General features: G+C 37.8%; 15 protein-coding genes, 2 pseudogenes and 1 riboswitch. Of the genes and pseudogenes, 5 read left to right on the forward strand and 12 right to left on the reverse strand.

What is annotated here, in order from left to right; genetic code table 11:
- Window positions 1-127 precede the first annotated feature (127 nt).
- Both nadE and C9J29_RS22730 read right to left on the reverse strand, forming a co-directional pair.
- Entirely contained in the window at window positions 128-952 is an 825-nt protein-coding gene (gene nadE / locus C9J29_RS22725) for an ammonia-dependent NAD(+) synthetase (RefSeq protein ID WP_107922845.1), read from the reverse strand.
- 19 nt (window positions 953-971) lie between these two features.
- Window positions 972-2,432 carry a nicotinate phosphoribosyltransferase gene (locus tag C9J29_RS22730; protein WP_008173699.1) on the reverse strand — a complete coding sequence of 487 codons (1,461 nt, stop codon included), beginning with the start codon at window positions 2,430-2,432 and terminating at the stop codon, window positions 972-974.
- A 312-nt stretch (window positions 2,433-2,744) separates the two neighbouring features.
- Between C9J29_RS22730 and C9J29_RS22735 the strand changes: the two genes are divergently transcribed.
- Together C9J29_RS22735 and C9J29_RS22740 are read left to right on the forward strand one after the other, a co-directional pair.
- Window positions 2,745-3,086 (forward strand): P-II family nitrogen regulator, encoded by a 342-nt coding sequence (locus C9J29_RS22735; protein WP_012291989.1) that lies wholly within the window; start codon window positions 2,745-2,747, stop codon window positions 3,084-3,086.
- Between the two features lie 14 nt (window positions 3,087-3,100).
- A complete protein-coding gene (locus tag C9J29_RS22740) occupies window positions 3,101-4,402 on the forward strand; it encodes an ammonium transporter (RefSeq protein ID WP_089987288.1) in 1,302 nt (433 codons plus the stop codon).
- A gap of 76 nt (window positions 4,403-4,478) precedes the next feature.
- On the opposite strand, the gene C9J29_RS22745 is transcribed toward C9J29_RS22740, so the two are convergent.
- Window positions 4,479-4,979, reverse strand: coding sequence for a methylated-DNA--[protein]-cysteine S-methyltransferase (locus C9J29_RS22745; RefSeq protein ID WP_090003211.1), 501 nt, complete (start codon window positions 4,977-4,979; stop codon window positions 4,479-4,481).
- A gap of 103 nt (window positions 4,980-5,082) precedes the next feature.
- Here C9J29_RS22745 and C9J29_RS22750 point away from each other — a divergent pair, with 103 nt between their 5' ends.
- The 3 genes from C9J29_RS22750 to C9J29_RS22760 all read left to right on the forward strand — a co-directional run bounded on the left by C9J29_RS22750 (window position 5,083) and on the right by C9J29_RS22760 (window position 7,611).
- The gene (locus C9J29_RS22750) at window positions 5,083-5,814 is read left to right on the forward strand and encodes an ABC transporter ATP-binding protein (protein ID WP_008173703.1); all 732 of its coding nucleotides are present in this window, start codon (window positions 5,083-5,085) and stop codon (window positions 5,812-5,814) included.
- On the forward strand, window positions 5,811-6,563 hold the full coding sequence (locus C9J29_RS22755; RefSeq protein WP_089987286.1) for an ABC transporter permease: 753 nt from the start codon (window positions 5,811-5,813) through the stop codon (window positions 6,561-6,563). The genes C9J29_RS22750 and C9J29_RS22755 overlap by 4 nt, the downstream gene beginning before the upstream one ends.
- Before the next feature lie 73 nt (window positions 6,564-6,636).
- Window positions 6,637-7,611, forward strand: coding sequence for a proline dehydrogenase family protein (locus C9J29_RS22760; protein WP_008173705.1), 975 nt, complete (start codon window positions 6,637-6,639; stop codon window positions 7,609-7,611).
- A gap of 44 nt (window positions 7,612-7,655) precedes the next feature.
- On the opposite strand, the gene C9J29_RS22765 is transcribed toward C9J29_RS22760, so the two are convergent.
- From C9J29_RS22765 to C9J29_RS25205, 9 genes and pseudogenes are all read right to left on the reverse strand, one after another.
- On the reverse strand, window positions 7,656-8,267 hold the full coding sequence (locus C9J29_RS22765) for a response regulator transcription factor (RefSeq protein WP_008173706.1): 612 nt from the start codon (window positions 8,265-8,267) through the stop codon (window positions 7,656-7,658).
- Window positions 8,268-8,283: 16 nt separating this feature from the next.
- Window positions 8,284-9,432 (reverse strand): sensor histidine kinase, encoded by a 1,149-nt coding sequence (locus C9J29_RS22770; protein WP_419690797.1) that lies wholly within the window; start codon window positions 9,430-9,432, stop codon window positions 8,284-8,286.
- Window positions 9,433-9,555: 123 nt separating this feature from the next.
- A complete protein-coding gene (gene desA, locus C9J29_RS22775; protein ID WP_008173709.1) occupies window positions 9,556-10,587 on the reverse strand; it encodes a Delta(5) desaturase DesA in 1,032 nt (343 codons plus the stop codon).
- A gap of 108 nt (window positions 10,588-10,695) precedes the next feature.
- A complete protein-coding gene (locus C9J29_RS22780; protein ID WP_107922846.1) occupies window positions 10,696-11,196 on the reverse strand; it encodes a GNAT family N-acetyltransferase in 501 nt (166 codons plus the stop codon).
- 100 nt (window positions 11,197-11,296) lie between these two features.
- Complete coding sequence (gene metH / locus C9J29_RS22785; protein ID WP_107922847.1) at window positions 11,297-14,728, reverse strand: methionine synthase; 3,432 nt, start codon at window positions 14,726-14,728, stop codon at window positions 11,297-11,299.
- Window positions 14,721-16,568, reverse strand: a complete 1,848-nt coding sequence (locus C9J29_RS22790; RefSeq protein WP_107922848.1) for a bifunctional homocysteine S-methyltransferase/methylenetetrahydrofolate reductase — start codon at window positions 16,566-16,568, stop codon at window positions 14,721-14,723. Before C9J29_RS22790 ends, metH begins: the two co-directional genes overlap by 8 nt.
- An 89-nt stretch (window positions 16,569-16,657) precedes the next feature.
- A riboswitch (SAM riboswitch) is annotated at window positions 16,658-16,757 on the reverse strand.
- Between the two features lie 102 nt (window positions 16,758-16,859).
- Window positions 16,860-18,254, reverse strand: coding sequence for a protoporphyrinogen oxidase (locus C9J29_RS22795; protein WP_107922849.1), 1,395 nt, complete (start codon window positions 18,252-18,254; stop codon window positions 16,860-16,862).
- A 188-nt stretch (window positions 18,255-18,442) separates the two neighbouring features.
- Window positions 18,443-18,931 (reverse strand): annotated as a pseudogene (locus C9J29_RS25200) (methyl-accepting chemotaxis protein); the annotation flags it as partial.
- A gap of 282 nt (window positions 18,932-19,213) precedes the next feature.
- A pseudogene (locus tag C9J29_RS25205) lies at window positions 19,214-19,675 on the reverse strand (protoglobin domain-containing protein); the annotation flags it as partial.
- Window positions 19,676-20,337 lie beyond the last annotated feature (662 nt).

A 20,337-nucleotide genomic window follows, 5' to 3' on the forward strand; every position in this document is an offset into this window, starting at 1 on the left:
CCTTATAGGTAATTATATCGACATTATATGATGATATTTAACAACATAGAACCAAATTGCATAAAAAAAGAGAGAAAAGAGCTATTTTCAAAAGTGAGATTCACTTTTACAACTCTTTTCCCTTATTTTACTTCCAAAAAACATCAAATATTGTAATAGGCATATGGCGTTTATGTTGCGAACGCAAATAATATCCTTCCAGTAGTTGGCGAGGTTCTTCTGGGATTTCCTTCCCCTCTAAATAATCATCAATTTGATCATAGGACACCCCAAGAGCCACTTCATCTGGCAAAGATGGGCGATTTTCCTCCAAATCTGCTGTTGGCACCTTCATATAAAGATGTTCAGGACATTTGAGCTCTGCCAATAACTGCTTCCCTTGTCGTTTATTCAAACGAAAGATTGGCATTAAGTCAGCTCCTCCATCACCAAATTTAGTATAAAAACCTGTGATGGCCTCGGCTGCATGATCCGTTCCTAATACGACTGCTCCATTCATTGCAGCAATCGAATATTGCACTTTCATACGCTCCCGTGCTTTTTCGTTCCCTTTGACAAAATCATTCAGCTGAACACCTGCATTTGCTAGGGCCCTCACACTCGCATCGACAGCATCTTTTATATTAACTGTATAAGATCCCGTCGGCTTAATATAGTCGATAGCGTCCTGACAATCTTGCTCATCTGCTTGCACTCCATATGGTAAGCGAATCGCCCAAAATGAATACTTCATTTCACCAGCTTCTTTATTTAGCTCGTCAACAGCTAGTTGCGCTAGCTTTCCTGTTAATGTTGAATCCTGACCACCAGAGATACCAAGAACAAATCCTTTTACAAAACTATAATGTTTCGCATATTCCTTTAAGAAATCAATGGATTTACGTATTTCCTCGTGGGCATAGATAGTTGGTTGTACACGTAATTCTTCAATGATTTGTTGCTGTAAAGTCATTGTTTCCATCACTCCCTTTTTACATTTGCTTAACCATGTTATGAACTTCCTCAATATTGCGCATTTTATTATCCCAGCATTTTTGACTTAAATCGACGGGATACTCTTCAGGATTCATCGCACGTTTGTATTCATCCCAAAGCAGCTCTAAATTTCCGGCTGCATAATCACGCATTTCCTCAAGCGTTGGGTTATGATAGTTGATTTCTCCATTATGAATCACATGCTGATGTAAATTTTTCGCTTCGAAATTCGTGACAAACTTAGAGACAAACGTGTGAATTGGGTGGAACATTTTAATACGTTCCTCCCCCTGAGGGTTTTCATCTTGCATCGCAATATAATCTCCCTCTGCCTTGCCATTCTTTTTATCGATAATACGATATACATTTTTGAGACCTGGCGTTGATACTTTTTCAGCATTCGCTGATATTTTAATGGTATCCTCCAGTTGACCATCGCTGTTTTCAATGGCAACCATTTTGTAAACAGCACCTAATGCAGGCTGATCATAAGCTGTAATAAGCTTTGTACCGATTCCCCACACATCTACTTTTGCCCCTTGAGCTTTTAAATTTAAGATCGTGTATTCATCCAAATCATTTGAAACAATGATTTTTGTATCATGGAAACCTGCAGCATCTAGCATGCGACGAGCCTCTTTTGATAAAAACGCAATGTCTCCACTATCTAAACGAATACCAATAAAATTAATTTTGTCTCCTAATTCTTTAGCTACTTTTATAGCCGTTGGAACACCTGATTTCAAAGTATTATACGTATCTACAAGAAAAACACAGTCGCTATGACGTTTTGCATAAGAATGGAAAGCATCATAATCATTTTTATAGGCCTGTACCAACGCATGTGCATGTGTACCAGACACTGGGATGTTAAACAGTTTACCTGCTCTTACATTACTAGTGGAAGCAAAACCACCTATAAAGGCTGCACGTGTACCCCAAATAGCTGCATCCATTTCTTGTGCGCGTCGTGTACCAAATTCCATGGCTACTTCATTTTTAATGATTTGTTTAATACGACTAGCCTTCGTCGCTATTAATGTTTGATAATTAACGATGTTCAATAATGCTGTTTCTATAAGCTGAGCCTCCACTAATGGAGCTTCTATTCGAACAATCGGTTCATTGGCAAAAACAAGCTCTCCCTCTACCATCGAATACATATCCCCTGTGAATCGAATATCTTTTAAATACTCAATAAAATCCTCTTTATAACCAACTTCATCACGTAAATACGCAATATCAGATTCACTAAAACGGAAATTCCGTAAATAATCCAGCATTCGCTCTAGGCCAGCAAATATTGCATAACCATTGCCAAATGGTAATTTTCTAAAATACAACTCAAAAACTGCTTTTTTATTATGTATCCCATCAGCCCAATAGGATTCGGCCATATTGATTTGATATAAGTCTGTGTGTAGCGCTAAGCTATCATCTGCATAGTTTGATCTCACAAGAAACCCCTTCTTCCGCTTTGATAATTAGTCCTAGTATACACTATATACCCAAATTCTTGCGTATGACATTCACACTCCCTAATGTAAGGTTTTCTAACACTAATAGTCAGAAAATTTAGAACTGTTCATATTTTAGACACAAATTTTAGTACCGCTTTCATTCCCATTCTAAAACCTTTTTACAGCAACTATTTCGAGAATAAAAATAATTCGTGTAATAAAACCTAACACGAATTTTAAAAAAGTAATTGCACTACTGTTTCAGGCGATTTAACATGTAAATTAAAATTACGCAAGGAGCTGGTACAGATGAAAAAAATCGAAGTCATCATTCGTCCTGAGGTTTTTGGAGCCGTTCGGGACGGTCTGGCACAACAAGGGATTGCAGGACTAAGCGTTTCTGAAATCGCAGGTTGTGGCCGTCAATTAGGGAGGACTGGTTTATTTCGTGGTAATACTTATGAAATTGAGTTTTTACCTAAATTGAAATTAGAAATGATTGTAGATGATAGTAAAGTGGATGGCATTGTAGAAATACTATTGCGCGAAGCAGCAACTGGCAAGGTTGGTGATGGAAAAATTTTCATTTATCCAGTAGAACAAGCAATTCGTATCCGAACAAAAGAAGTCGGATCGATTGCAGTAGAATAAAGGGGGCGATATAGATGGATGAACTATTGTTATCTGTTAATTTAATTTGGGTGATGTTAGGCACAATTTTAGTATTTTTTATGCATGCTGGATTCGCTATGGTAGAGGCAGGGTTTACACGTTCAAAAAATGCTGTAAACATCATCATGAAAAATTTTCTAACTATTTCCCTAGGGGGAATTGTCTATTTTTTATGTGGCTACGCAATTATGTTTGGTGACAGTGTAGGTGGTATTTTCGGCATAAGTGGTTTTGCTTTAAACGGAGTTGATGATCTTTCATTCTTTATTTTCCAAACAATGTTTGCTGCAACAGGAGCAACTATTTTATCTGGTGCTGTGGCAGAGCGTACTAATATTTTTGCTTATATCGGAGTCATTATACTTATGTCATTAGTCGTTTATCCTGTTGTAGGCCATTGGGTTTGGAGTGGCCAAGGTTGGTTGACTGATTTAGGCTTTGTGGATTTTGCTGGCTCAACAGTCGTTCACTTAACGGGAGCTGTAGCTGCCTTTATCGCCGCAGTTATGGTTGGACCACGACTAGGTAAATATGAAAATGGTCGAGTAAATGTTATTACAGGTCATAGTATTCCATTAGGAGCATTAGGCGTATTTTTACTTTGGTTTGGTTGGTTTGGCTTTAATGGCGCATCCACTTTAGCTGCCGATCCTGAACTTGTTCCGAATGTCATCGCAAATACATTTTTTGCAGCGGCCGCTGGTGTCGTAGCAACCTCCTTCTATACGAAGTTCCGTTATGGACATATTGACGGCTCCCTCACATTAAATGGTGCACTAGCAGGACTAGTAGGAATTACAGCAGGTGCAGCAAATGTCAGCATTATCGGCTCTATTATAATTGGCCTTATCGCCGCTCCATTACTTGTTGAAGGTGTGCGATTCATTGAGTGGAAGCTAAAAGTAGATGATCCAGTTGGTGCAATTGCTGTACACGGTATTTGCGGTGTGTGGGGGACATTAGCCGTTGGATTATTTGATAGTAACGGGCAAGGCTTATTTTATGGTGGGGGTTTGAGTTTGCTAGGCATTCAAGCTATCGGTGTGATCGCTACAATAGCCTGGGTTAGTGTATCTGTAGCAGCCGGTATATTTATCATTAAAGCTTTTGTACCTTTACGTGTAACGGTGGAAGAGGAAATTGCTGGTTTAGATGTCATGGAACACGGAGCGCCTGCCTACGAATTCCAAGATATTTTCAAAAGCTCTGCGGTTCGAGGAGAAACCTTTGCCCATCGTTTAACACATTTCGGTAAAACACAAAACACTGTACAACAAGAAGAACAGCACATATAGACAGAAGAAAAATCTGCTCTGCTATTAATAAAGTAGCAGACAGATTTCCTTTTTGAACTAATGGCTAATGAACGTATTAATCTTTCTCTAGTTCTAATAAAAATTGTTTTACATCTAGTCCACTACGAAAGCCTGTTAATTGACCATTTTTGCCAATGACACGATGGCATGGAATAATAGCTAATATTGGATTCGCACCAATAGCACTACCTACAGCCCTAACTGCTTTGGGGTTCCCAATACGTTCTGCGATGCTTCCATACGATGTTGTTGAACCATAGGGTAATTCTTTTAGGGCGTCCCACACAGCTAATTGAAAAGGTGTCCCCTTCACATGGATAGGTACATCAAAGTCTGTCAATTCCTTGTTAAAATAGGCTGTTAATTGTTCCTTATATGGTTGCAATTTTTCTTCATTTTTCTCAAAGCTATAACTTTTAAAAGGCTTTTTTGCCCACTCCTTAACCTCATCAAATGATGCATTAGGCGTTCCAATATAGGCAAGTCCATCAGATGTGGCTACGATGTACATAGCACCTTGTGCAAACGTTAACGTATCGAAATACAATATCTCCATTCCCTATTATCCCTTCATTTCTAAAATCTTATATTTAAACTGCATCTTTCCTTCATTTCATGCTACAGTTATTTTACTGACTATAGCAAAGGAGTTTCACTACATGAATACTCTATACGAGCCTGCCATTCACTTTCAACAAGTTCAATTCTCAGTAAATGACAAAATGATATTAAAGTCAATTACTGGGTCGTTTCCAAAAGGTCAAATTACCACTCTCGTCGGCCCTTCTGGTGCAGGTAAAACAACCCTGCTTAAATTATGTAATGGCCTTCTTTCACCGACAAACGGACATATACTCATTGATAATGAGCCCATCTCAAATTATGAGCCCTCAGCATTACGAAGACATGTTGGTATCGCCCTACAAGCTGCTCCTATGATTGCTGGCACTGTAAAGGAAAACCTCGCACTCCCCCGGACATTGCAGGGAAAAAAACTCTCTCAACAGGAGGCCATTCAATATTTAGAGGATGTTGGCTTAGATGAAAGCTTCTTACACCAATCCACAAATGATTTATCAGGAGGACAGCGTCAAAAGGTTTCTATAGCAAGAACACTTATTAATCAATCCTCTATCTTATTATTAGATGAAATAACTTCTGCACTGGATCGCCAATCTGTAAAGGAAATTGAAAAGCTCATCGCCACTATTAATAAAAAATATAATGTGACGATGATTTGGATTACTCATAATTTGCAACAAGCATTAACGATCGGACACTATACATGGGTCATGATGAATGGGGAGCTAATAGAAACTGGCAAGAGCGCTTTACTTAAAGCACCGACTAACCCACGCGTAGCAGAATTTGTACAGGGGGCTAACATATGACTTATACGTCCTTATCACTAACATTAATTTTCGTGTGCATCCCTCTACTGCTATCCAAAACATTAAAATTAGGACTTGAAAAAGATACGCTTATTGCAACCCTTCGGTCTATCGTTCAATTGCTCGCTGTTGGCTATATACTAAAATTTGTCTTTGATGCAAATAGTTATGTATATATTTTTCTTATGGTTGCGTTAATGATACTAGTCGCTACATTTAATGCTCGAAAAAAAGGAGAAGGTATTAAAGGGATCACCTGGAAAATAGCACTGACACTTGTGATGATAGAAATCATTACACAAGGAGTCTTACTTGGCTTTAACATTGTGCCAGCGACCGCTCAGTATATTATTCCAATTAGTGGTATGTTAATTGGTAATTCAATGGTGTTATCCATTTTATTTTTAAACCGATTTACGGCTGAAATTACTAGCCATAAAGATCAAATGGAATTAATCTTGTCACTTGGAGGCACACCCAAACAAGCTGTTCATCGACAACTTATCAATGCCGTAAAGGCGAGTATGATTCCCACGATTGAAAGCCAAAAAACAATTGGCTTAGTACAGCTACCAGGTATGATGAGCGGCCAAATCATTGGTGGTGCCGACCCCATTCAGGCTGTACAATTTCAACTTTTGATCATCTTCGCTCTCCTAACAACGGCGACATTATCAAGTATCATGATTGGTTTTTTAAGTTATCCTGCACTTTTTAATGAGCGTATGCAAATACTTGAATTGAAATAATTGTTAAGCAGATTTAATATAGTTTTAATAATTTATGATATACTAAAAAGAAAATGCAGTTAGGAGAATGACCATGTTATTACGCGATTTTTTCATCCAGCTATCTGAAAACCAACTATTGAATAGTGCTGCAAAGAAATATGGCCTAAAATTAGGAGCACAAAGTGTAGTAGCTGGTACAAATATTGAAGAAACAATTGCAAGCATCAAAGAACTGAATGCACATAATATCTCATGTACAGTAGATAACCTTGGTGAATTTGTTTCAAGTAAAGAAGAAGCAACTGCTGCAAAAGATAAAATTCTCTCTGTGGTAGAAGCTATTCATGAAAATGATGTAAAAGCACATATTTCATTAAAGCCTTCTCAATTAGGTTTAGATATTGATGTAGATTTCTGCTATGACAATCTGTATGAAATTGTTGAAAAAGCGGCTGCTTATGATATATTTGTTAACTTCGACATGGAGGACTTTGGGCGTCTTCAAACATCTTTTGATATGGTAGAAGAATTGTCTAAAACATTTAATAATGTTGGAACTGTGATTCAATCTTACTTTTACCGTGCAAAAGACGATATCGAAAAATTCAAGGACTACCGTTTACGTATCGTAAAAGGAGCGTATAAAGAGCCTGTTGAAGTTGCTTATCAAGATAAATTGGATATCGATTTAAACTTTATTGAGTTAATTGAATATCATTTACTACATGGTAAATTTACGTCCATTGCTACACATGACCATAATATTATTGCTCACGTTAAACGCTTTGTAGCTGATCATAATATTCCACTTGATAAATTCGAATTCCAAATGCTTTATGGATTCCGTACAGATATGCAAAAAGAGCTAGCTAAAGAAGGCTATAACTTCTGTGTGTACGTTCCATTCGGCGAAGATTGGTACGGTTACTTTATGCGTCGCCTAGCTGAACGCCCTCAAAACCTTAACCTTGTCACAAAACAAGTGTTTACGAAAAAGACGAATACAGTTCTTGCTGTAGCTGCAGGTGCATTCGTTCTTGGACGCTTAACAAAACGCAATAAGTAAAACAGAAAAGAACCTTGCCGCTACCATGCGATAAGGTTCTTTTCTTATTTATTCCATCCTTTTTCTTTAAAGCGTGCAATGGCTTCAATACGATTGCCTACGTTTAATTTTTCTAAAATCGTTGAAATATAATTACGAACAGTTCCAGCAGATAAAAATAGCTCTGCGGCAATTTCCTTCGTTGTTTTGCCCTCTGCCACAAGAGTCAGCACCTGACTTTCTCGCTCAGTTAATGGATTTTCACTATCATCCTCATACACAAAATCAACGAGCTCAGGGGCATAAATTCGTTTACCATCCATAATAGTCCGGATTGCAGAAACTAATTCCTCAATAGGGCTATCCTTTAATAAATATCCCCTTACACTAGCTTTTCTAGCACGCTCGAAATAACCTGGTCTAGCAAATGTAGTTAAAATAATGACTTTACAATCCAAGCCAGAGCCATGCATTTCTTCTGCTGCATCAAGGCCAGTTTTAACTGGCATTTCAATATCCATAACACAAATATCAGGCTGGTGCTCTTTAACAAGCATCAATGCTTCCTCACCATTTTTTGCTAAGCCAACGACCTCCATATCCTCCTCCATACTAAGTAAAGAGCGAAGAGCGCCTAATAGCATCCCCTGATCTTCAGCAATCACAATTCGTATCATGTCACAAGCCTCTTTTCTATATGTTCTTCAGATTTTCTTTCACACTTTGATGCGTAATAGCCACTGGAATGGTTACTGATAATGTCGTGCCGTCCACACTTTCAATTTTGAACGAACCGTTGATAAACTCTAATCGCTCACGCATTCCTTTTAATCCGTTCCCAGTTTTCCATGCTTGTTTTTTCGTAATGCCTTGTCCATTATCACGAACTACTAAGTAAACTTCTTTAAAATTTTGATGGAAAGCTATTTCGCATTTTGTCGCACCACTATGTTTCACAACATTATTAACAGCCTCTTTTAAGCACATAGACAAAACATTTTCTACAAGCGGTGGCACTTGCAAGGCATTTTTATCGCCTTCAAAGACAAATTCCATTTCTGCTGCCTTTAATATTTGAGAAATACGCATGAGCTCATCTTCAAATTTTGCTGTACGCATGTCTGAAACTAATTCACGAACCTCTTTTAAGGCGATACTGGCAGTTTGGCGTATATCCTTAATTTCAACTAAAGCTTGCTGTGGATCACGATCAATTAACCTTGATGCTAAATCACTTTTCAAACCGATCATAGACAATTTTTGCCCCAGTGTATCATGTAAATCACGTGCAATACGTTGTCGTTCTTCAAAAACAATTAACTCTGCAATACGCTCATTGGCCGTTTCTAACTGCCCTTCTAAGTTTTCGCGTTTATTTTTGGAATAGATCGTTAGCGGTAGTAGAACAACAGCTAAAATAGTTAACACGACAAAAGGTAATTGTGATAAAAATAATTGAAGCTCAACAAAAAAGCCGGCACCTGTAGATATGACTGTAAAGCCAATATGTAGACCGTACATAATATAGAAACCAACTGGTCTTCGTATATTTCCAATAAAAAAGGCTGTAAAAATGGAAAGATAAACATAACCATATAAAATCGTCATGACAATATTAATAACCATTTCAAAGCTGATCCACATATATACTAGTCCGCTTTTGGAATTCATGGAAAATCGATAGAAAATAAAATATAGCATTAAAAACGTAATGCCTATAGAGATTTCTATATAAGATGATTTTCTAAAAATGAAGAAAAACGGTAGAAAGCAAAAAATAATCCATAAATATATACTGAGCATAGGACTATTCGGAATAATACTATGCCATTTTCTCAACATATTCTCACGCTCTTTCCTACTTTTCCCTTATTATAACAAGAAAATTATTTTTTTGCCCGTACATGCTTATTTTCTCGGCTATAGTTAAAACAGCCATCTCTCTAATTGAGATGGCTGTTTTAACTAAGCGGCAATACTGCCTTTTGCTTTCCGTTTTATAATTAATTCGACTTCTTTAAACGTTACAAATTTACTTTGCTCTTCATCATATAGCTTATAACGCAATGATTCTAAACTAGTTCGTAAAGTAATCGTTGTCGCCGTGTGTAATGGCGGCGTTTCATTATGAGCCTTTTCAAGATTATAGTTAGGTACACGAGGAGCCAAGTGATGGACATGATGGAAACCGATATTCCCTGTAACCCATTGTAAAATTTTCGGCAATTTGTAATATGAGCTACCTTCTACTGCAGCTTTCACATAATCCCACTCTGAATCATGTTCAAAGTAAGAATCTTCATATGTGTGCTGAATATAAAATAACCAAATTCCTAAAGCACCCGCAATAAATAGTGTCACACCTTGGACTAATAAAAATGCTTGCCAGCCCATAAAGAAGATTAAAGCGGCACAAACTCCGGCAATGACAATATTCGTTAACATTGTGTTGGTACGTTCCTTTTGCTTTGCATCCTTACGATTAAAACGATTTAAAACAAGTACCATATATAAAGGTCCTAAACCAAACATTACAAATGGATTACGATAGAAGCGATACCATAATCGTTGACCCTTTGAGGATTGCATATATTCTTCCACAGTCATCATATCAATATCACCGATACCACGCTTGTCTAAGTTTGAGCTTGTTGCATGGTGAATTGTATGCTCACGCTTCCATTTTTCATATGGGAATGACGTTAACACTCCAGTAAAAAATCCAACCCAGTCGTTTGCCTTTTTACTTTTGAAAAATGACCCGTGTGTACAATCATGAAAGATAATAAAAGTTCTTACGACAAAACCAGCTGAAATAACGCTTAAACCAGCTGTTAGCCAAGGTGAAACATCAACTAACAAGTAACCTGCCACCCACAAAGCAAATAACGGTACAATGGTATTGATCATTTGAAAAACACTTTTACGCATATCTGATTTAGCAAAAGGCGCTACATCTTGGCGTAATTTTTTTGTTTTTTCTTTAATTGTTGCCATCTTTTACTCCCTCGTTTCCTTTTCCTTATGATCTCATCATAAAACAAGAGTATAAGTCAGCAACAGACGCAAACATCACAAAAAGGATATGACATTTGTCATATCCTTTTATGAATTGGGTCCAGTCAGATGCAGTTGATAGAACACAAGATCTAGCCATTGTTCAAATTTATAGCCTGCATTTTTAATGGTTCCTGCATATTCAAAGCCTAGTTTCTCATGTGCTTTAATACTACCAATATTTTCTCCATCTATACCAGCAACCAATGTCTTTACCCCTTGTTCCTTCGCTTTCTCTATTAGCTTAAGCATAAGATTCGTTGCAATACCTTTTTGATAGTGGTCCTTATGTACATAAACGGAGTGCTCCATTGTATATTTATAACCCGGATAAGGACGGAATTGACTATAAGTTGCAAAGCCAGCGACCATCCCATTATCGTCATATACAAACAACGGATTTCCTAATGCTTGCTGGTCGCTAAACCATTTCTTTTTTTCATCTAAAGATTGAATTTCATATCGATAGACTGCTTTGCTCGTTAAAATAATATCATTATAAATTTCTAACACCTCAGGTATATCTTTTTCTTCCATCAATCGAATCATTTTCCTCACGTCCTTCCGAAATTATCCTTACCTTCAATAGCAAGAAAAGAAGATATAGATAGGCAATCCATCCACTATCTATATCCTCATATTTTACGCCTTATACATTGAAGTATCGAGCATCAGGATGAGCAAAAACAATCGCCGATACAGATGCTTCTGGCTCCATCATAAAGCCTTCCGTTAAATGAACACCAATATCCTCAGGCTTTAATAAGCCAAACAATTTTTCTTGATCCTCTAAGTTTGGGCATGCTGGATAACCAAATGAAAAACGTTGCCCCTGGTACTTAGCCGCAAAACGATCGCGCATCGTGAAGTCTGTCACGTCTGAGAAACCCCATTGATCACGAATTTCTTGATGCATGCGTTCAGCAAAGCCCTCTGCTAATTCTAGTGCCGTCGACTGCAAGGCATGACTTTCAAGAAATTTACCATCTTCTTTTAGTTGACGAGCTTTTGCCATAACTCCTTGCCCTGCTGTCACTACCATAAGTGCAACATAATCCATTTCTCCACTTTCTACCGTTCTTAAGAAATCAGCCAGGCATAAAAAAGGTTCGACCTGCTGACGTGGGAAAGTAAAACGTTCAATTTCTGTTTTGTTATCTGCTGGATCATAAATAATTACATCATCTCCATCTGCTTGGGCAGGGAAAAATTGATATAAACCTGAAGGCTTTAAAAGATCACTTTTTAAATAATCATCCACTAAATCTTTAAGCTCTGTTGCTCTAGGATCGCCAGCATCTAGTAATGGTTGAACTTGCCCTTTTAACCCCAGATGGTGCCCAAGCAATGTCCGCATATTCACATATGGATATAAATGTGAAACAGCATATTCTTTCTTTACATGACGACGCAAATCAGCCGGTAAAAATACGGGTGCTTCCTTTACTGTACGAGCAGGTTTTATTGTAATCTCTTTGACAGGACGAGCTGCTCGTTTTTCATCTGCCTCTAAACGTTTTTGGCGAGATTCCGCTATTTCTGCTAAGAAATTTTCACGTGTCCCCTCACCCATTAATAAATTGGCCTGCTCTAATCCCTGCATCGCATCCTTTGCGTAAATAACAGGACCACCATATTCATCAGCAATTTTTGTTTCCGTAAAACGCCGGGAAAGTGCAGCTCCACCTACTAAAATTGGTACATCAATTCCTGCCTCTTTGAAATCTTGGGCGGTAGTGACCATCTGCTGTGCTGATTTAACTAATAGACCTGATAACCCAATGAAATCTGGCTTTTCCTTGCGAATAGCTTCTATTAATTGAGCAGGCGTCACCTTAATACCTAAATCTACAACCTTAAAGCCATTGTTACTTAAAATAATATCAACAAGGTTTTTTCCAATATCGTGCACATCACCTTTTACAGTAGCAAGCACCATTTTCCCCTTGCCTGCACTCTCCTCATTCTTCTCCATGTATTGCTCTAAATGGGCAACAGCAGCCTTCATCACTCCAGCAGATTGTAAAACCTCTGCTACGATCAATTGGTTATCATTAAATAAACGACCAACCTCAGCCATCCCATTCATTAAAGGCCCATTTATAATATCAAGAGGTGACTCAAATATTTCTCGGGCAGCCTCTAAATCAGCAATAAGTCCTTCTTTGGTCCCCTCCAATATATAGTAGGCTAAGCGACCTTCTACAGTTTTCGGAATATCTGCTTCAGTCTTTTCCTTCTTTTTATCACGATAAAAATCGGTAAATACTGCTAATGTTTCATCATTTGTATTAAATAACAAGTCATTGGCTAGTTTAATTTCCGCTTCTGGAATTGAGGCATACCGTTCTAGCTTTTCAGTATTGACAATGGCATAATCTAAACCAGCCTGTGTACAATGATAAAGATATACAGCATTGAGAACCTCGCGTCCAACCGGTGGTAAGCCAAACGAAATATTACTAACTCCAAGCACCGTTAATGCACGGGGCATTTTTTCTTTAATGAGACGAATTCCTTCAATTGTTTCTAGTGCTGAGCCAATATATTGCTCATCTCCCGTTCCTACTGGGAACATTAATGGGTCAAAAATGATATCTTCAGGTTGCATTCCCCATTTTTCTGTGAGTAATTGATAGGAACGTTCAGCAATTTCAAGCTTCCGATGACGATCGACTGCCATCCCTGTTTCATCGATTGTTCCCACAACTAACGAGGCACCGTACTTTTTCACTAATGGCAATACGGCATCAAACCGTTCTTCACCATCTTCTAGATTAATAGAGTTAATGATGGCCTTCCCTTGCGAAAACTTTAGTGCCTCTTCAATAACCTTTTCGTCTGTGGAATCAATAACAAGTGGAACCTTAACTTTTTTCACGACCTCCTGCATAAAGCCACGGATATCTGCTAATTCATCACGATCTGGGTTCGCCAAGCAAATATCTATGACATGTGCGCCATTTTTCACTTGCGCCCTTGCGATCTCTGCTGCTTCCTCAAATTTCCCATCAATAATTAAGTTTTTGAATTTACGAGAACCAATAACATTTGTTCTTTCCCCAATAAATAACGGACGCATAGAATCATCGTATAGAAGTGGCTCGATACCTGATACTGCGTGACCATGCGTTTTTTCTGGTAGCTGACGAGGCTTTTCATCTTTTAAAATTTCACGTATAGCCGCAATATGTGCAGGAGTTGTACCACAGCATCCACCCACAATATTGAGCCAACCCTTTTCTGCAAATCCTTTTAATTTTTGCGATAAAGATTCTGGAGACTCATGATAACATCCTTCTTCATCAGGTAAGCCTGCATTTGGATAACAGCTAATATACCCCGTTGACAGCTCTGCTAATGAGCGAATATGATCCGTCATAAATTCAGGTCCCGTCGCACAGTTTAAGCCCACCGATAATGGTTGAATATGCTCGATGGAAATATAAAAGGCATCAATGGTTTGCCCTGCAAGAGTAGTCCCCATAGGCTCAATTGTTCCAGAAATCATCACAGGTAATTCTTTACCAGTTACCTCGAAAGCACGAGTTACCCCAAGGGTACCTGCTTTCACATTTAACATATCCTGACTTGTCTCTAGCAATAGCACATCTGCCCCTGCTTCAATCAATGCCTTTGCCTGCACAAAGAAATTTTCTTCTAATTCATCAAATGTAATGCCGCCTGTAACTGACAACGTCTTCGTTGTTGGACCCATTGCACCTGCAACAAAGCGGGGCCAGTCGGAAGTCGTATAATTGTCAACTGCTTGACGGGCAATTTCGACTGCACGTTTATTAATTTCTTCCGCTTTTGCACCTAGATTATATTCATTTAATACAAGAGGTGTTCCACCAAATGTATTTGTACAAATAATATCTGCCCCTGCCTCTAAGTACTTATGATGAATTTTCTCAATGACATCAGGTCTAGTAAGCACTAAATTTTCATTACAGCCATCTAGGTCCTCTCCACCAAAATCATCTGCTGATAAGTTTTCATTTTGCAGCATGGTTCCCATTGCGCCATCTAGAATTAATATTCTTTTATCAAGTTGTTCTTCAATCATGTGCTTAGCCATTTATACTTACCCCTTTTTTCTGTTCATCCAATTGCTCTATATATTTCATTAATTCTAATGTCACATCGTAGCGTAAAAATGGTGTAATAAGGTAAATACCTTGGAAATATTGCGCAGCCACTTCTACTAATTCCTTGGCAATTGCAATCCCCTCAAGTGTAGCGCGTTCCTTATCTTCACCACATGCTTTCATCCTTGATAAAGCATCTTCAGATAATTTTATGCCTGGCACCTCATGATGTAAAAACTCTGCACTTTTATAACTCGTAACGGGCATAATGCCAATATAAATCGGTGCTTGTAAATGCTTCGTTGCTTCATATATTTCTATAATTTTTTCCTTTGTATAAACAGGCTGTGAAATGAAATAGTCTGCTCCATGCTCAATCTTTTTTTCTAAGCGTGCCACAGCACGATCTAAAACACGAACATTAGGGTTAAATGCAGCAGCCACAGAGAAGTTAGCCTTTTTCCGTAGTGGTTTCCCTGAGAAAGAAACCCCTTCATTTAATTGTTTAATTAATTGGATAAGCTCCATCGAGGAGACATCATATACGCTAGTGGCACCAGGGAAATCTCCAACCTTCGTTGGGTCACCCGTAACAGCTAGCACATCATGAATTCCTAAGGCATTTAACCCCATTAAATGTGATTGAAGACCAATTAAATTACGATCTCGACAGGTAATATGTGTAAGGGGGCGCACGCCATTAGTACTTTTCAATAACGCCCCCATTGCAATATTGCTAATACGTGGGGATGCCAATGAATTGTCTGCCATCATCACTACATCGGCACCTGCCTCATATAGTTGTTTGGCCCCTTCAAGAAATCCATCTATTTCTAAGTGTCTAGGTGTATCCAACTCTACGATGACCGAGCGTTCACGCTTTACTTTTTCATGAAGTGGTTCAAATTTAGCTGGCTCGGCATCACGAACAATTTCAATCTTTTCAGGCTTCGCATGCTTTTCACTAACTGGTGATAGCTCTTCTAAATACTTCTTTGCGGCTGCAATATGCTTTGGTGTCGTACCACAACAACCCCCAATTAAGCGAACACCCTGATCACGCAGTTCAACAGCAGCGCGACCAAAATAATCAGCCTCCGACTCATAAACAACACGCCCGTCCTCTAAATCTAATAGCGAAGCATTTGGATAGGCTGACATAAATGCCTTTGCCGGAAGTTCTACAGCCTCAAACGCTTGAATCGTATGATATGGACCTAGACGGCAATTGACACCAACAATATCTGCACCAAGAATCTCTAACTCATGTAGCGCATTATTTAAAGACATACCATTTTGTAAAACACCAGGCTCATGCATAGATACTTGAGCAATTATCGGTATATTAGTTTTGGCGCGTAGCACGTTTAATGTTGCTGTTAATTCTTCAAAATCATAATAAGTTTCGAGTAAAAGGCCATCAGGATTTCCTGCAAGTAACACACTTGCCTGCTCTTCAACGGTCGCTAATATGTCATCTAATGTTGCATCGCTTTTACGAATGCCACGAATTCCACCAATTGTTCCTAAAACAAATTGACCGCCATCCGCTGCTGCTCGCTTAGCAATAGTAATAGCTGCTTCATTAAATTGTTGGACACTTGATTCTAGTCCATAGCGAGCTAATTTAATGGCATTGGCACCGTACGTATTCGTTTGAATAATATCAGCACCCGCTGCGATATATTCTCTATGAATCTTTTCAATTAATTCAGGTCTCTGAACATTCATTTCCTCATGACAATACTCCAATCCATAGCCATACAACACTGTGCCTATTGCACCGTCTGCCGTCAATACATGCGTTTTTAATTTTTCAAGCAATCCCATAAAACTAGCCTCTCTTCCTCTATTTCTGTATAATAAAAAGCCTTCTTTTATATAAAAAGAAGGCTTTAACGACTCATCATTATTGTTCCTTCTCATCTTCGACTCAACGGTCTTCTGGATTTAGCACCTGACAAAAAGTTGGTTGCTGAAGCTTCAATGGGCCAGTCCCTCTGCTTCTCTTGATAAGAATTATTAAGTATGAATTTTTTAAATAATTAAAAGAATCATATCGTTTACAGACGAATGAGTCAAGACTATTTCACATAACAAAGAAATTATTTGCTTAAAAACTTAGAAATTGGATAGTTCTTCTGCAAGCTCTTCACCAATTTTTTTCCCATTTTGAATGCAAGCACCAATACCTACTCCAAAATAAGAGCAACCCGCTATCGATAAATTCGGATAGTTTTCATTCAGCTCTAGTAGTAAGCCTTGTAGCGCTTCCCGGTGAGCTAAGTCATATTTAGGCATTTGATCAATCCACTTTGTGACATTCACAACGGTTGGCTTTTCATCAATTCCTAGGCTTTTCCGAACATCTTCTAAAGCGACGGCTGCCAATTCGTCGTCAGTCATTTTACGTAACTGCTCATACGCCGGATTAATACTCTTATAGAATAGGCGAACAAGTAGTTGATTGTTTTTCGATGTATGCTTCCACTTGCGACTCGTCCAAGTTGCTGCATTACAAGTGACATCAGAATTATGCGATACAATATAGCCTGTTCCATCCGCAGGTAAGTTTGCATCAGGCACATCAAAGCCTAGATAAATAGTAATGGCTGATGCTGTAGTAAACTGATCAAAATAATGTGTTAAGGAGTCGTCCTGTAATATACTTTGAACCGCTTCATTCGGTAGCGCTAGAACAACATAATCTGCCTCAATGTATTGACCATTCGCTAATGAAATCGAATACTTGTTCCCCGTTTTTTGGACATGATTTGTGGCTACCCCTTTAATGATGTCTACCTCTGTTAATGTCTGTTCTAATCGCTCAATTAAAGAGGATAATCCATTTTGAAATGAAATAAATTTTTTATTAGCAGCTTTAACAAATTGCTCACGATTCGCATCAAAACCTTTTATGATACTTCCATAGTCATTTTTATAGTCAATTAAATACGGTAAAGTGGAGGCAATAGAAAGTTGGTGTAAATCACCAGAATAGACACCTGCTAAAACAGGTGCAATTTGATTTTCCACAAGCTCTTCGCCAAGATAATAAGTTAAAAATTCCCCTATTGAGCTTTCTTTTGTAAAACCTGCATTGGGTAAAGTTAAATCTTTTAAAGCTTCTTGTTTGGCCTGGTCAGAGATAAGTGTGCTTTCCTCAAGTGATGCCACACTCATAGGTATACCGAAAGTAGAATCCGCTGGAATGGCGTGCAGCTCGTTATTTGTATAAATATAGGATATACCTGTTTCGTTGTAAACGAGATGATCTTCAAAGTCTAGCTCCTGCACTAGCTCCATTACACCTTTATGGCGAGCTACGATTGAATCAGCACCAGTTTCCATAATAAAACCTTGTTCATAGGCCGAATATAGTTTGCCACCTAAATATGTATTTTTTTCTACGAGCACTAGCTGAACATCTAAATTTTTTTCCTTCACTTGGCGTTGCAGATAATGCATTGTGCATAAACCAGTAATACCGCCACCTAATACAACAACTGTTTTCATAGTAAACCGCCCCTATTTTTAGTTCTGTCTACAGTATAAACTTATTTTCATTGAAAATTACGTTAAACCCTTTACAAATTTAGCAAAAATAGAGCTATCTCAACTGTGAGATAACTCTAGCTCCAAGAATATGCTTCTAAACACACATTATAATGAGTACTATAGTGTTTAATATAGCTACTAGTGATCTAGCTTTTTAAATTTTGGGCAAAGCTAGCTAATTTTTCTGCTGAGTTCGTTACTTCAGTAAAAGAACTACCCAACCCACTTAATATACCTGCGATTGCTTGTATTTTCGTCGCCATGCAATCATTTTGATCTTTTGCTTCTGTCATTGCCCCTACTATATTTGTAAATTGTCCTTCCGTGTGTAACATATTATCCTCACCAGATGCCACCTCATCTTGGATATGAATGAGAGATTGCTCTAATTTCCCGGTGCGTTCACTCGTTTTTTGCAACAATAATGCAACAGCGGTGACAGATTCCTTTGTTTGAATGGATAATTTACGTACTTCATCAGCTACTACACTAAATCCCTTCCCTGCTTCTCCGGCACGGGCTGCTTCAATAGCAGCATTTAAGGCCAACAAATTGGTCTGATTGGCAATATTGGTAACGACACTCATAATCGTTTCCATTTCCTTCGACATATCAGATAATTGTTCAATATTTTCTTCTATATCATGAAGAGATTGAATAATATTATGCATATTTAGTGATTGTTTCTTTAAACATTCACGTCCATCCAGTGCTTGGTTTTCAGCCAGCGTAGACACTTCTAGCGATCTCTTTGCCAATTGTTCAATTTCCCCAGACTGCTCGCTTAGTCTGCAAAATGAATTATTGGTTTCCTGTGAAATGGTCGCAAGCAATTCAGAGGAGTGTACAATTTGTCGTTCAATTGCTTCTTTTTCTAGTTCCATGTTTTCTTTATGCTGTTCAACTGTATTTTCATATGCCTCTAAAACAAGTTGCTGCTCGAAATTACAAATTTTAGAAATGGCCCTTATTGTATTAAACTGATCTCGCGGATGATCGATATGCTGTTCAACCAAGTCTATAAATGAGAGAGATAAATCTTGGAACGCGCAAATATACCATTGTGTTCTAAGCCCAATATGTACGTGCACCTTTGCAATTTTCACACGCCTTTGGTAAAATTCCTCATCAATCGTTCCGTTAAACATTTCAATAATGTGCTGCCGTAACGTTATTTTAAGCTTTTCTACAGAACTATGATGACTAATAATATTTACCAAATGTTGTTCGGTACCGATCATATTGTAAAAACGGTTTACGATGTGATCAACATTGTCCATAACATACGGCTGGAATGCTTTTAAATATTGTAAGTCTTGCTTCGTTACATTTAGCATTTCAATTTGCTTCACCATTAATTGGCGATTAGACAGCTCCATTTTCACCGTATATTGCTGTAAATCCAACGCCTTCGTCTTACTCTGTTTTTGAAAAATCACTTATCTTCCCTCTTTCGTTCCGTTTACTTTATCAGGCTGAGAAACAATAAATACCTTTTAGCATATTGATTGATACAACAAAAAATACCGATTAATAGGCTGACCATATTACTATGTTCCCATTTGCTTCAACTATTTCATTTGTCACACTGCTTCCTCCAAAAGCAGCCACACATTGTTCTATCATGAATAAAAGGTGAATTGCACTCAACTAACAGATTTTCTCTATACATTGACTACAGTCGATTTATTTATGTATGATTTCATTTCAAAATTACTCATTTACCTTAAACATTTTAAAAATTACTGTCAATTTTATTTATACCATAATTTTACATAACATATATATAAAGTCCTTACTACTACATTGTCTGAATTTCACCAAAAAAAAGCTACCACAATATTATTGGTAGCCTTTTGTTTCATTTGTTTGTTTGATTATGCTTATTTTTTTTATCTTTTTTCTATTTTTCAATTGATTATCATTAAATTTCACTATATTAATATTTTATACCCTTATTCTAAATAATTATAAATACTCATAAATAAACCCTCATACAATACAAAAGGATTATTAACTTAGACCATATAAATAATCTTAA

The organism is Lysinibacillus fusiformis (assembly GCF_003049525.1).
GTDB classification, from domain to species: Bacteria; Bacillota; Bacilli; order Bacillales_A; family Planococcaceae; genus Lysinibacillus; species Lysinibacillus fusiformis.

Bases quoted from the DNA above. Each gene is read 5' to 3' on its own strand.
- C9J29_RS22790 (WP_107922848.1), bottom strand. From the start codon at position 16,568: ATGGGATTGCTTGAAAAATTAAAAACGCATGTATTGACGGCAGACGGT.
- C9J29_RS22735 (WP_012291989.1), top strand. From the start codon at position 2,745: ATGAAAAAAATCGAAGTCATCATTCGTCCTGAGGTTTTTGGAGCCGTT.
- C9J29_RS22780 (WP_107922846.1), bottom strand. From the start codon at position 11,196: ATGATTCGATTGATGGAAGAAAAAGATATACCTGAGGTGTTAGAAATT.
- C9J29_RS22795 (WP_107922849.1), bottom strand. From the start codon at position 18,254: ATGAAAACAGTTGTTGTATTAGGTGGCGGTATTACTGGTTTATGCACA.
- C9J29_RS22765 (WP_008173706.1), bottom strand. From the start codon at position 8,267: ATGATACGAATTGTGATTGCTGAAGATCAGGGGATGCTATTAGGCGCT.
- C9J29_RS22740 (WP_089987288.1), top strand. From the start codon at position 3,101: ATGGATGAACTATTGTTATCTGTTAATTTAATTTGGGTGATGTTAGGC.
- C9J29_RS22750 (WP_008173703.1), top strand. From the start codon at position 5,083: ATGAATACTCTATACGAGCCTGCCATTCACTTTCAACAAGTTCAATTC.
- metH (WP_107922847.1), bottom strand. From the start codon at position 14,728: ATGGCTAAGCACATGATTGAAGAACAACTTGATAAAAGAATATTAATT.
- desA (WP_008173709.1), bottom strand. From the start codon at position 10,587: ATGGCAACAATTAAAGAAAAAACAAAAAAATTACGCCAAGATGTAGCG.
- C9J29_RS22760 (WP_008173705.1), top strand. From the start codon at position 6,637: ATGTTATTACGCGATTTTTTCATCCAGCTATCTGAAAACCAACTATTG.
- C9J29_RS22770 (WP_419690797.1), bottom strand. From the start codon at position 9,432: ATGTTGAGAAAATGGCATAGTATTATTCCGAATAGTCCTATGCTCAGT.
- nadE (WP_107922845.1), bottom strand. From the start codon at position 952: ATGACTTTACAGCAACAAATCATTGAAGAATTACGTGTACAACCAACT.
- C9J29_RS22745 (WP_090003211.1), bottom strand. From the start codon at position 4,979: ATGGAGATATTGTATTTCGATACGTTAACGTTTGCACAAGGTGCTATG.
- C9J29_RS22755 (WP_089987286.1), top strand. From the start codon at position 5,811: ATGACTTATACGTCCTTATCACTAACATTAATTTTCGTGTGCATCCCT.